Origin of the sequence: Sphingopyxis sp., from assembly GCF_965279725.1 — a bacterium.
Classification (GTDB): domain Bacteria; phylum Pseudomonadota; class Alphaproteobacteria; order Sphingomonadales; family Sphingomonadaceae; genus Sphingopyxis.
Window position 1 is genome coordinate 177558 of the sequence record NZ_CBDIIL010000003.1, and the last position, 13172, is coordinate 190729.

At 64.6% G+C, this 13172-nt stretch carries 7 protein-coding genes; 5 read left to right on the forward strand and 2 right to left on the reverse strand.

The annotated features are described in order from the left end of the window. Positions 1 to 13: 13 nt before the first annotated feature. Genes ACQY6T_RS09685 through ACQY6T_RS09705 form a run of 5 tightly spaced genes read left to right on the forward strand, consistent with a single transcriptional unit; the run spans position 14 to position 10325 of the window. Positions 14 to 6985, forward strand: coding sequence for a hypothetical protein (locus ACQY6T_RS09685; RefSeq protein ID WP_428630579.1), 6972 nt, complete (start codon positions 14 to 16; stop codon positions 6983 to 6985). Positions 6986 to 7031: 46 nt separating this feature from the next. Beyond that, positions 7032 to 8474, forward strand: coding sequence for a cysteine--tRNA ligase (gene cysS / locus ACQY6T_RS09690; protein WP_428630580.1), 1443 nt, complete (start codon positions 7032 to 7034; stop codon positions 8472 to 8474). A gap of 38 nt (positions 8475 to 8512) precedes the next feature. Continuing rightward, positions 8513 to 8869 carry a hypothetical protein gene (locus ACQY6T_RS09695; protein ID WP_428630581.1) on the forward strand — a complete coding sequence of 119 codons (357 nt, stop codon included), beginning with the start codon at positions 8513 to 8515 and terminating at the stop codon, positions 8867 to 8869. A gap of 7 nt (positions 8870 to 8876) precedes the next feature. Continuing rightward, positions 8877 to 9821 carry a D-2-hydroxyacid dehydrogenase gene (locus ACQY6T_RS09700; protein ID WP_428630582.1) on the forward strand — a complete coding sequence of 315 codons (945 nt, stop codon included), beginning with the start codon at positions 8877 to 8879 and terminating at the stop codon, positions 9819 to 9821. 24 nt (positions 9822 to 9845) lie between these two features. Continuing rightward, positions 9846 to 10325 (forward strand): hypothetical protein, encoded by a 480-nt coding sequence (locus ACQY6T_RS09705; RefSeq protein ID WP_428630583.1) that lies wholly within the window; start codon positions 9846 to 9848, stop codon positions 10323 to 10325. 23 nt (positions 10326 to 10348) lie between these two features. Here ACQY6T_RS09705 and ACQY6T_RS09710 read toward each other — a convergent pair whose 3' ends face one another. Continuing rightward, on the reverse strand, positions 10349 to 11197 hold the full coding sequence (locus ACQY6T_RS09710; protein ID WP_428630584.1) for a metallophosphoesterase: 849 nt from the start codon (positions 11195 to 11197) through the stop codon (positions 10349 to 10351). Between the two features lie 39 nt (positions 11198 to 11236). Then, positions 11237 to 13171 (reverse strand): cytochrome c3 family protein, encoded by a 1935-nt coding sequence (locus ACQY6T_RS09715; RefSeq protein WP_428630585.1) that lies wholly within the window; start codon positions 13169 to 13171, stop codon positions 11237 to 11239. Between the last annotated feature and the right edge of the window lies 1 nt (position 13172).

Here is a 13172-nt window from a genome sequence, read left to right on the forward strand (position 1 = left end):
GAGGACAACTGACATGCGTGCCACCGCAACCCCTGCCACGACCCGAAGCGGTAAGCGACGCCTGCTCGAAAGCTGTGCGATCACGGCCGGCTTGATGGCGCTCGCTTATGGCGGGCCGGCGTTGGCGCAGGTTGCCGGCACCGGCACGATCGTCACTGGCGGCGTCGGCAGCACGATCAACAACAACGCGGGCACCAACACCACCACGGTGAATGTTACCGCCAATCAGACCATCATCAATTGGGTTCCGACCGACACCGCTACAACAGGCGGAGCGATCGATTTCCTGCCGACCGGCGAAAACTGGAACTTCACGGGATCGGGCAGCTACATCGTTCTCAACCGTTTCGTGAACGGCGGCGGCGGATCGCTCAGCCGTCAAATCGCCCTGAACGGCACCGTCAACAGCGTCGATTTTGCCACATCGGGCGGGCGCGGCGGCAACATCTGGTTCTATAACGCTGGCGGCATCCTGATCGGCGCCACGGGGGTCATCAATGTCGGCAGCCTGGTGCTGACCGCTAATGACATCGACACCACGGGCGGCCTGAGCCCCGGCGGCACGATCCGCTTCCGCGGCGCGTCGGGCAGCACGTCGAGCGTGACCGTCGCGGCGGGGGCCGCGATCAACGCCAACAACGCGTTCGACCCCGGCAGCAGCTATGTCGCACTGGTCGCGCCGCGTATCGTTCAGGCCGGCGCCGTCCGCGTCGATGGTTCCGTCGGCTATGTGGCCGCCGAACAGGCCGACATCCGCATCAACAGCGGCCTTTTCGACATCAACGTTCTGGTCGGCGCTGAGGGCGGCAACGCGATCACGCACACCGGCAGCACTACTGGTCCCGCGCATCAGCAGGGCGACACCGACCAGAGCCGCATCTATATGGTCGCCATTCCAAAAAATGTCGCGGTCACCATGCTTGTGTCGGGACAAGTCGGTTACGACGCCGTGACCGCGCAGACCGACCCCAATGGCGCCGTGCGCCTGTCGGCGGGCTATAATATCACCAATGGCGAGCTGAACGCGGCGCCGGCAAACACCACGGCGGCCAACATCACCGTCAACGACGCCCTTTTTCTCAGCAGTGTGTTTGCGCGCGCCAGTGGCAATTTCTTTGCGCAGGCGCTGCAGCAGGTACCACCACCCTCGCCGTCCGCCTTACCGCCGCCGCACCTCGGTCGGATATTGGTTCAGGGCGACGGTACGTTCATCGGCGATGCAACGGCGCGGATAGACGTCAACGCTGGTCAAATCGTCGGCGCTACCGGCAACCTCACTGTGCAATCGGGCGGAACGAATGGCTTGGCCGGCGCGTCGCAGCTCAATCTCAACGGCGGCCAGCTGGGCGTCGGCGGCGATCTGATCGTCAGCGCGAACGGCGCCGCAAACGCAGCAACAGGCAACGCGCAAGGCGGCACCGCGCTGTTCCGCCAAACCGGCGGCACTGCGGTGATCGGCAATTTGACGGTCAGCGCCGGCGCTTTGGGCGGCATTGCCGCCGGAACATCGGGCACTGGCATCGGCGGCACCGCCACGATCGATCTGCTTGGCGGTACGATCAACGTCGCCGACATCGTCGCGTCGGCCAGCGGCGTGGGCGGGGTCGGCCAGACGGGCAGCGACCTGAATCCTCCCGACCCTGTCGTGGGCGGCAATGGCGGCTTTGGCCAAGGCGGCACGGCGACCATCAACATCGCCGCTGGCGCGACCGTCAATGCCGCTACGATCAATGCATCAGCCCTCGGGCAAGGCGGCACCGGCGGCAGTTATGAACCTTTTTTCTTCGCAGCAGCCCCCGGCACGCCGGGTAACGGAGGAAATGGTCAGGGCGGTAACGCGGCGGTCAACATTACCGGCGGGACGGTCAACACGACCGATATCATTGCTGACGCATCGGGGATCGGCGGCGAGGGCGGGGCTTCATTCTCGTCCAGCAGCAGCGGCGCGGTGACCGGCATGGGCGTCGGTGGCACCGGCGGTAACGGTCGGGGCGGTCGGGCGTCCATTCCGCTAGCGGCAGCGGTGAATGTCACCGGAAGCATTATCGCCCGCGCGCAAGGTTTTGGCGGGAATGGCGGCAGGCACAATGTTGGCGGCAACGGTGGTGACGGATTTGGCGGTGTTGCCGAAGCGATCGTCAACAATTTCAATGTCGGCGCACTCGCGATCAGACTGGATGCCAGCGCGACCGGCGGCAGCGGCGCCGACGGGCGCGACGGCAATGGCGGTAACGGTGGCGCGGCGACCGGGGGAACAACCCGCTTCCAGCTCGAAGGCGCGAACGCCCGGGTTACCGTCAGGGCAACCAATTTCCGAACCGAGGGTGAAGGCGGCGCCGGCGGCAGCGCGCAGCTGGGCTTTGGCGGCGACGCGGCGTTGCCCCCAGTGGGCGGCAATGGCGGCAACGGGACCGGCGGCACGGTCGAAGTCGTCGCCAACGGTGGCATCGCCACAATCGTGCCCGCCGGAATTTTCGATGTGGGCGTTCCGTTCCCGGCTTCGTTGGGTAGCGGCGGCACGGGCGGCGACGGCGGCAACGGCGCTGGCACCAGTCAAAGGGGCGGTGCCGGCGGCAATGGCGGCAACGGATCGGGCGGCGGCGTCCGGCTGATCGCCAACGGCGGCACCATCACGACCAACGGCGGTGCGATCGACCTCGTCGCCATCGGTGCAGCGGGCGCGGGCGGATTGGGCGGCGACGGGCAAATCGGCATGGGTTTGACCGGCACGGCCGGTCAGACCGGCGGCGGCATCGTCCGCCTGGAATCGTCCGCGACGGGAGGAGTCGCAGGCCAGATCAACTTTGGCGTCACGCGGATTGCCGTGAACGGCGCCACCGCTGGCCGGATCGAATTGCAGACCGGAAGTGGTGGCAGCATCCTGATGACCAGCCTGACGGCGCAAGCGCTCGGCACGGCCTTGCCCACCGACAACGACACCGACGAAGCCCCCGCAGGCATCTTCTTTGCACCGACCGGCGGCTCGATCTCGACCACCGGCGACATGACCCTGACAACCGACAGCTCGTTCGGAACCTATGCCCGGTCGAACGGCATCGTGACGGTCGGCGGCAATTTGACGATCAACGCGGGCGACCAGATCGATATCCGGCACGATTTGCGCGAAGGTGCCGCGCCGACGATCGCGGCCGTCGGCAATCTGACCGCGAGCGCGGGCAGCATCAGCGGCGCTCCGGGCAGCTTACTGGATGCGGGCGCCACGCTGTCGCTCACCTCAACGGTCGGCGGGATCGCGATCGACCGGCTCGATGCCAATGATATCGTGATGACCGCGGCGGGTGCGGCATCGGTTGAACATGCCGAAGCCACGAATGATTTCACCGCTAGCGGCGCCAGTTTCCGCACCGGGCTGAATTCGATCATCACCGGCGGCGATATTCTGATCACCTCGCCCGGCGCGGTCGATCTGGGCAATACGACGGCGGGCGGCTTTGTTCAGGTCAATGGCCAGTCGATCCTGTTCAGCAACATCGATGCTGGCGCGTCGGTGTCCCTGACCGCAAGCGGCAATGCCGTCGGCGCAGACGGAATCAGTGGCGGATCGATCGATGCCGGTGGTAATATCAACCTCACCGCGACACGCATTGCGATCGGCGGCACGATCACCGGCGGCGGTTCGCTGTTTGCCATCGGCAGCGCCGGACCGGTCGCCATCAACCTTGCCACGATCGCGGACGATATTTCGGTCTTTGCGCGCGGCGACCTGACCGGCACCTATAATGCCGTGGGTAACATCCGGCTCAATTCGGGCGCCAATATCAACGCATCGGCCAATGCGACCGGGTTCGAAAGTTCGAGCAGTGGTCCGCCGATCGCGGCCAGCGTCTTTGCCGACGCGACCGGGAACATCGCGCTCGCCAACAGCAGCGCGACCGGCATGTTCGGCGTGAATGCCGGCGGATCGGCGTCGCTGAGCGGCGTGAACGCCGGCGAAGACATATTGGTTCTCGCTGGAACGACGGCGACGCTGACCAACCTTACCGCCGGCGACGACGTGACGGCCATCGCCGCTGGCGGGATCATCGCAAACGGACTCACGACGACTGGTTTGGGACCCGACAACCGGACGCTGATCTATCGGCCGATCAGCCCCGCTTCTCCCGCCGGTTTTCAGATCAACGCGTCAGCGCCCGACGGCTCGAACATCGCCTTGACCGCATCGGCAGGCAATATCGGCGGCGGCGACTTGAGCGCGTTCGACAATCTGTTGATCACAGCATCGGGCGCCGTGACCACCACCGGCACGCTCGAATCGGGTCTTGCGACCCGCATCGATGGCGACAGCATCAGCTTCGCGGCGATCGATGCCGGAACCACGGTCGACCTGTTGGCGACTAATGCGATTATCGGCGCCGACATCGCGGCGGGCGGCGACATCAACCTGAACGGCGACAGCATCGCCCTTTCCGGCGCGGTGACGGGCGATGCGTCCTTCTTTGCCATCGGCAGCGGCGGCGCGGTCGCGGTAAACCAGGCGACCGTCGACGGCACGATTTCGATCTTTGCCGCGGGCGATCTGACCGGCACCTATGTCGCGGGCGGCGACGTCTTCCTGAACTCGGGCGCCAATATCGATGCGTCCGCGACCGCGAATGGCGGCTTCGTCAACGCCAATGGTGTCGGGACGCAAGGCAATGTGTTTGTCGATGCGGCGGGCAATGTCGTGCTGACGAACAGTGCGGCCGCGCGCATGTTCGGCGTCAACGCCGGCGGGTCGGCGACGATCACCGATGCCGGCGCGGGCGAGGATATGCTGCTGATCGCCGGCACCACCGCGACACTGACCAACGTCACCGCGGGCGATGACGTCGATGTTCGCGCGACGGGCAACATCTCGGCGGCGAACGTCCGCGCGACCGGCGCGGGCAACGACACCCGCATCCTGAGCTATGTTGCGGGTAACGGCTTCACGATTTCGCAGGGCGAAGGCTTGTCGGCAACCAACGGGTCCGACATCTTCCTGACGGCAGGCGGGTCCATTGACGCCGCGGCGCTGTCGGCGTCGGACGATATCACCGCCATCGCGCCCGGCCGCATCGCGCTGAACGGGGCGACCACCCTCGGCTTGGGCATCACGGGCGGTGCCAGCGACATCCGCACCCAGGGCGGCGACACGACGCTCGCCGGCCTCAATGCCTTTACCGATGTCGTCATTGCATCGACCGGAACAGCGAATGCCACGGGACCGGTCGCCGCCGGGCGCGACGTCACGATCAACGCCAACAACGTTACGCTGGTCGATATCGTTTCGAGCGGCCAGGTTCTCGACACGATCACGGCGGGCCGGAACATCGGGGTCGGTTCCGCTACCGGCATCACCGGCGGCGCCCTGTCAGCCGGAGGAAGCGTTGCGCTGGTCGCGGGCGGCGCGATCGCCATTACCCAAGCTGAAAGCGGCGACGGCGCACAGATGACGCTGACCGGCGCGACCGGCATCGACGCGGAAACGCTGACCAGTCGCGGTGTGACGACGCTGTCCGCCGACAATGGCACGGTTCGCGTCGGCAGCCTGAGTTCGCTCGGCGACGTCAGCGTCATTGCGAACAGCCTCGACATCGGGACCAACGGGCCAGTCACCTTCGCCAGCATCATAACCGACGTCGGCGATGCAACAATCCGCTCGGGCAACCGGCTGATCGTCGACAACGCCAATATCGCCGGCACCGCGCGCTTCAGCAACAGCGGCGAACATATGATCATCCGCAACCTGACCGCCGCGGCTGCGGATTTCGATGCGAACGAAATGATTTCGATGACCAGTGTCAGCGTGACCGGCGATCTCAATGCCGATGCCGGTGGGACGATATTCATCGACGGCGTCGTCACCGGCCGCAATATTTCCCTCGCGTCGGCCGATATCGATCTGGTCGCGACCGGCCGCGTCGGCACGGCGGGTACGACGCAGGCGCTGTCTTTCATCAACAACAACAGCGACAACCAGACCTTTGTCGGCGGCACCGGGTCGCGCAATGGCTATCATATCGACGCCGCCGAACTGACTCGCGCCTTTGGCAGCGATATCGAAATTTTTGCCCCAGAGGTTGATGCGGTGGGCGGTGGTTCGGTCGGAACGACCGCGCCACCCGACGTCATCGTCGACACCTTCACGCTGGCGGGCGGCGCCGCGGGGTCGAATTTGGGGGCCAATGGCTCGCTGACGATCACCACCCCGGGCAAAATGCGCGTGCTCGGCAACGTCTTGCTCACCGGTCTGTCCGACACCAACGCGCTGAACCTGTTTGCCGATGAGGCGATCGAAGTGATCCTGGGCCAAGGCACGGTCCGGCTGGTCAACGGCAGCAACGCCGCCGGGCAGCTGAACATGGTCTCGGATGACATCATCGTCGCGACAACCGCCGCGATCGGCGCCGTCGGTACGGCAACGGCAACCGATGCGATCGAAGCGCGCCTCGCGCAGAACGACGGGGTGCTGCTCGACGAAGGATCGCTGTTCGCACGCGGTATCCGCGCCGATGTGATCGGCGGCTTCTATGTCCAGAACAGCGGCAGCGGCACCGAATTCGCCAATCGCCGCGGACTGACCTTTGGCGCGGGCGGGCTCAACGTCCTGACCGAAGGCAGCGGTTCGCGGATTGTCATCAACGGGGTTCAGCTGGGTGCGGCCGGTCAGGTAACCGGGCTCGACACCATCCCGCTGCTGACCATCGGCGGATCGGCGCCGTCGGCGGGCGGTTTCGACCCGCGTTCGACCTTCAACGGCTGTCTGATCGGCAATGTCGCCAGCTGCTCGGCCGTCAGCTTCGATTTCGAAAACAACTTCCCGGTCCAGGACGTCATCGAGGAAGAGGCCGATGCCGAGGATGAGGATGGCAACGGCCAGAGCCTGCCGGTGCCGCTGATCACGATGCGCGACCTCGATCCGCTGAGCGGCGAACCTTTGCTCGACGATCCGGTAACGGGTGCAGGCAACGACGATCTGTGGACGCCGACCGAGCAGCCATAAGGCTTTCGGTTGACGGAGCCGCTTGGGGCGGGGCATGGGCGCAGGTATGACCGACGCCCCTGCCCCGCAGCCGCTGATGCTGTTCAACAGTCTGACGCGCAGCCTTGAGGAATTTACGCCCGTCCATCCCGGCGAGGCGCGCGTCTATAGCTGCGGCCCGACGGTCTATAACTATCCGCATATCGGCAACATGCGCGCCTATGTCTTTGCTGACACGCTGGGGCGCACGCTGTCGTTCAAGGGCTACAAGCTCACCCACGTCATCAACATCACCGACGTCGGCCATTTGACCGACGACGCCGATGCGGGCGAGGACAAGATGGAAAAGATGGCGGCCGAAAAGGCGCAGTCGATCTGGGACATCGCGCGCCATTATACCGAAGCCTATTGGGCCGACATCAAGGCGCTGAATATCCGCCAGCCGGCGCACTGGTCGATCGCCACCGATTACGTGCCGCAAATGATCGAGTTTGCGAAGGCGATCGCCGACAAGCATTGCTACGAACTCGACGGCGGCCTCTATTTCGACACAACGACCGTCGCCCACTACGGCGCCCTCGCACGCGCGAAAACCGAGGATGGCGAAGGTCGCATCGACGAAGTCGAGGGCAAGCGCCACGCCGCCGACTTCGCGATCTGGCGCAAGACCCCCGCGGGCGAGACGCGCCAGATGGAATGGGATTCACCATGGGGCAAAGGTGCGCCGGGCTGGCACCTCGAATGTTCAGTGATGTCCGAAGCCTTGCTCGGCTTTCCGTTCGACATCCACACCGGCGGCATCGACCACCGCGAAATCCACCACCCGAACGAGATCGCGCAGAACCAAGCGCACAGTTGCTCGGACGCGAGCGGCGCGCGCATCTGGATGCACAATAATTTCCTGATCGAACGCAGCGGCAAGATGAGCAAGAGCGCGGGCGAGTTCCTGCGCCTGCAACTGCTGATCGACAAGGGCTATCACCCCCTCGCCTACCGCCTGATGTGCCTGCAGGCGCATTATCGCAGCGAGCTGGAGTTTTCGTGGGAGGGGTTGGGTGCGGCGCTGACGCGGTTGAAGCGGCTTGTACTAGGAGTAGAGGCACTTCGAAAAAGAGAATCTGCGGAACCAGCAGGCCAAGCTGATATGAGTATTTATCAAGCGGAAGAACGGATTTCGAACGATCTCAACACTTCGGAAGTGCTGGTCATTGTGGAATCGATAGCAGCACTGAAAGGTTATGCCGCCGATCGACTTGCGGCCATTTACAGGATGGATGATCTGCTGGGACTAAATCTCGCGACGTTGACACGCACCGACCTCCGCATCCGTCCCAAATCCGCCGCCATCACCGAAGCCGAAATCGAAGCCGCCCTCACCCGCCGCAAGGAAGCGCGCGCTGCGAAGGACTTCGCCACCTCCGACAGACTCCGCGACGAGCTCGCCGCCGCGGGGGTCGAGGTGATGGATGGCGACCCGCTCGGCTGGGACTGGCGGCTGGACGCCAATTAGAGGCTTGTCCCGGCCTCGCGGGCTGCTAACTTCGTTGCATGTCGCAACTGATCTGCTGGCTGCTCGTCGGTCTTGCCCATCTGATCCCCGCGCTCGCGCTGGTCCGCCCGGCGTTGATTACGCGGCTCTATGGCGTCGCGCCCGACAGCCCGCTCTTCCTGCTGATGCACCACCGCGCGGCGCTGTTCTTCGCGGTGCTCGTCGCCTGCGTCTGGGCCGCGTTCGACCCCGGCGGGCGCAAGCTCGCGACCTTGCTCGCCGCCATCTCGATGCTCAGCTTCCTGTTTCTCTATCAATCCTATGGGCGCCCCGCGCAGCTCACCACCATCGCGCTCGTCGATCTGATCGGCCTTATCCCGCTCGCCTGGACAGGCTGGCAAGCATTTCAGCAGTAGGAAATCCATGACCAAAACCGTCACCGTTCTGTCGGGACTCATCCGCCCGCTCGTCGAAAATCGCCTGCCCGATTGGGTCGAACCGCGCTTTTTCCAATCAAAGGACGAAGCGCTCGAACTCGCACCGTCCGCCGAGATCGGCTGGTTCGACATGTACGATAAAAAGGACATGGCCGCGGTCATCACCGCCGCGACCGGCCTCAAATGGCTGAACTCGATCTACGCCGGGGTCGACGGCATGCCGCTCGATCTGCTCGCCCAGCGTGGCACAATCGTCACCAACGGCGCCGGGATCAACGCGATCACCATCGCCGAATATGTCGTCATGGGCATGCTCACGGTCGCCAAGGGCTACCGCGACGTCGTCCGCGCGCAGGAACGCCACGAATGGTTGATGGACTCGCCCGGCAAGGTCGAGCTGTTCGGGTCGAAAGCGCTGCTGCTCGGTTATGGCGCGATCGGCAAGTTGATCGAGGAGCGGCTGAAAGCGTTTGCGGTCGACGTGACCGTTGTGCGCCGCTCACCCGGCCCGAACACGCTGACCCCCGATCAGTGGCGCGCGCAGCTGAGCGACTTCGACTGGGTGATCCTCGCGGTCCCCGCGACCCCCGAGACCGACGGCATGATCGGTGCCGAGGAACTGGCGGCGATGAAACCGACCGCAACGCTGATCAACATCGCGCGCGGCAGCGTCGTCGATCAGCACGCGCTGGTCGCCGCGCTGAACGAAAAGCAGATCGCGTCCGCCTTCCTTGACGTCACCACCCCCGAACCGCTGCCCGCCGATGACCCGCTGTGGAGCCTCGACAACGCGCTTATCACCATGCACCTGTCGGGCCGCGCGCAGGACAAGATGTTCGTGCGATCGGCGCAGCGGTTTCTGGAAAATCTGGACCGCTGGAAAAAGGGTGAAGCGGTCGAGCCGCGGGTGGATTTGACGTTGGGTTACTGATCTGGACAGAAAACGGGGAATGATATGAACAAAATCGCGATCTTATTCGGCGCGCTTGCGCTGACAGCGGCGCCCGTTGGCGCGGCCGAAAAACCGACCGCCCTCATTTACCGCGACAAGCCGGTCAACGGCTATCTCGGCGGCAGCAGCGCCTTCCCCGCAGCATTCGTCGGGGCACCGCTTTGCGAGGGCGGCAAATCGGCCTCTGACGCAAGCAGCGGCTGTGTGTCGCTCAATAACGACGGAACCGGGACGTGGGAAAATGACGTCGGTCCCGGCGCGCGGCAGCCTCCGGCTCCAATCAAATGGTATGTCATTGCCGATCAGGGTGGAACGGTAACCCGTGTCAGCGACGCCGATGCCGACACCTATTTCGTCATTTTTGAGTTCACTGCGCCTTATTATTCCCGGGCGGTCGGCGACATGATCGCCTTTCCTGCGCGGCACATAAAGTCCGCCCCGGCCCGCGTCGTGATCGACAGCAAATATCGCAACCTCAACTAAGCCAATATTGGCGAAAAAGGCGCTTAGACGGGCCGTTCCGCCTTCAACTCGCGGACCAGCGGCTGCAGATGCGCGTCATATTTCGCCAGCATCGTGTGGGCGCCGGCAAAATCGTAAAAGCTCACCAGTTCACGGCCATTCCAGCGGTGCAGCGCATAGGCCGGGTCCTCGGCGACGATCATCGGGCGGTCGTCGGGCCGCTCGGCGTCGATCGGGCGCAGGTCGAGCGACACCTGCGGCGCGGTCGATGAGCAGATGGCGACGGTGCGCCCCTCCCACGCGACGGTCACGCTGCGATGCAGGTGACCGCAGATCAGCCCGCGAACCTGGGGGTGACGCCGCACGACATCGGTAAAGGTCGTGACCCACGGTTCGTCGGGGTGGGTGTTCATCCACTCGATGCCGCTTTCGATCGGCGGGTGGTGCATCACGATATAGGTCGGCTTGGCCTTGTCCTTCGCCAGTTCGGCGTCGAGCCATGTCGCACGGGTATCGCAAAACGCGCCGCCATGGCGGCCCTCCTCCAGCGTGTCGATCGTGACCAGCCGCAGCTGGGGCAGCTCGATCACATATTGCACGAACCCCTTCCCATCGTCGAAACCCGGAAAGCGAGCATGGAAATTATCACGCAGGTCGTGATTGCCGACACTGGGCCAAACCGGGAAAGGGCAGCGCGAAAAAGCGGTCACAAGGCGTCGATAGCTGTCGTCGTCGCCGCGGTCGGTGATGTCACCGGTGGCGAGCAGAAGATCGGGACGGTTTGGTCCCTCGATCAACACATCTAGCACCTCGTCGAGGCGCTTGCGGTTATATTCGGCCGGATTTTCCGGGTCGAAACCAATATGGATATCGGTGATCTGCGCGATCAGCACATCCGTCCCCTGCTTCGGCCCGCTGGCCCCGGTCCCAAATTATCCGCCCCGTCTTGCCGCGTGCAAAGAAGGTGTGCGCCACGTCACATTGTAAAGACCGCGCGCCCCGGTGCCTGTGATCGCACTCACACTATAGGTACCACGCAGGGGTTTATTTGTGGTTGCCGCAGCGTTTACCTTCCGCTGACGGTTTGGAACCCAAGGCTGACCGCCATCGGAGTGATATTCATGGCACATCGCGCAGGGCGATTCGGTTGCGGTTTCGACCTTCACGATGCGCGCCCCACCTTCCCCGACATGGCAATCGCGGCATTGGCGCAGCCCCGGCACGAGCAGGTCGGTCGATGTTTTCGACCCCGGTGCGGCGGTGTGGCAGTCGGCGCAGTCGGTCTCGCGGTGCGCGTCATGATCGAACCAACCCTTTTGCAGATAGCGCGCGGTCTGGCTCACCGCCGCCACTTGCCAACTGTTCCCGGCTTGCGGCGCAAAGATCGTGTGGCAATCATAACAGGCACCGCCCTTTGAGAAAACCGCGCGCACCGCGTCCTCGGCGCGGCTGGGCCGCACCGCCACTTCGCGGAAATAGATGTTGTACACCTGTCCCTCGGCATAGGCGCCGGGGCGGCGGCGCTGCATCCCGCCCAGCTGGAGCGGGCGCGCGGGCGGGGTCGAGCGGTAATAGGCGGTGAGGTCGGCGACGACCTGATCGGGTTCGCCGTGGCGCAGCGTGCGCGTCGTGCCGCCGACGGTTTCGAATGCCAGACTGTGGCACATCGCGCAGTCGCGTTCCATCTCGACCGGTTTGACCCGCACCCCGTCAGCCTCGACGCGGTGACAATTCTGGCACTCGAGCTTTTTGCCGAAATCATAACGCCCACGGAAACTGGCGGCCATGCGCGCGACCCCGCCGGTCGCCTGGAGGTGCATGTCATGCGGGAATTTCAGGCCGTTATAATCGACCGTCCCCTTGCCCGCTGCGGCGCGCGCCAGCTTGGCGCCCGGGGCGGCGCGGACGAGCGGGCGGAACTCGGGATGACTGGTGCCGAAATCGGCGGCGTCGGCCAGCGTCGTCGGATGCCCTGCCGTCTTCAGCCGCGCTGACATGCCATCGTGACAGTCGGCGCAGAATTTCTGCGGCGTCGCGGGCATCGGCCCCGACCCTTCATGCTCGGTATGGCACTCGACGCAGCGGCCCTGCGGCTTGTTGAAGGTCTTGGCAAAGCCCGCGAGAATCCGCTCGCCCACCCCCGGCGGATGGCGCGCCGCGAGCAGCATCGCGGTCGGCGCATTGGCATGCGCCATGCTCATCGTCTTGTGCTCACCGGTGTGGCAACCGACGCACGCCTTGTCGGTCACCGCGACGAAGGGTTCGACGTGGCACGACTGGCAATCATTCTTCAAACTGGCATGCGCGCTCGACAATGGACCCGACAGCCAGGCGCTATCGGCGTGATAGCCCTCCGGACGCTCGTTGACTTGTCTGTAGCTATACCACGCCCAGATCGGCCCGATCAGGAAGGCAAGCAGCATCAGCATGCCGAACGCCCACGCGCCCATGCGCTTGCCGATCATCACGCCCTGCAAAGAAAAGGCTTTGGCTTCGTCGACGTCCTTTGACGATTGCGAAAGGTCGTCGATCCGCTCGACGAGCAGGATGATATTCTCGTCCTCGCGCGCGATCGTCAGGCGATGCCCGCCAAAGCGCAGCTCACCGCCCGCACCGCTGTCGATATCGGCGACCGTCTCGCTGCGGCCGTTGAGGTCGAACCCCAGCCCCTCGCTCGCCGCGACGCGGACGTGGCGACCGTCGGTGCTGCTGATCGTCGCATGATGCGGGTTCACCGCAAGGTCGGCGACGTGGATGATATTGCTGCCCTCACGGCCCAGCGTGATCGTGTCGCCCGGCAGCGGCTGATCGCGGACGATCTGCTTGCCCGTCTTCGTCGTCGAGATGCGGCGCAGGATAAAGCTCATC

Bases quoted from the DNA above. Each gene is read 5' to 3' on its own strand.
- ACQY6T_RS09685 (WP_428630579.1), top strand. From the start codon at position 14: ATGCGTGCCACCGCAACCCCTGCCACGACCCGAAGCGGTAAGCGACGC.
- cysS (WP_428630580.1), top strand. From the start codon at position 7,032: ATGACCGACGCCCCTGCCCCGCAGCCGCTGATGCTGTTCAACAGTCTG.
- ACQY6T_RS09695 (WP_428630581.1), top strand. From the start codon at position 8,513: ATGTCGCAACTGATCTGCTGGCTGCTCGTCGGTCTTGCCCATCTGATC.
- ACQY6T_RS09700 (WP_428630582.1), top strand. From the start codon at position 8,877: ATGACCAAAACCGTCACCGTTCTGTCGGGACTCATCCGCCCGCTCGTC.
- ACQY6T_RS09705 (WP_428630583.1), top strand. From the start codon at position 9,846: ATGAACAAAATCGCGATCTTATTCGGCGCGCTTGCGCTGACAGCGGCG.
- ACQY6T_RS09715 (WP_428630585.1), bottom strand. From the start codon at position 13,171: ATGAGCTTTATCCTGCGCCGCATCTCGACGACGAAGACGGGCAAGCAG.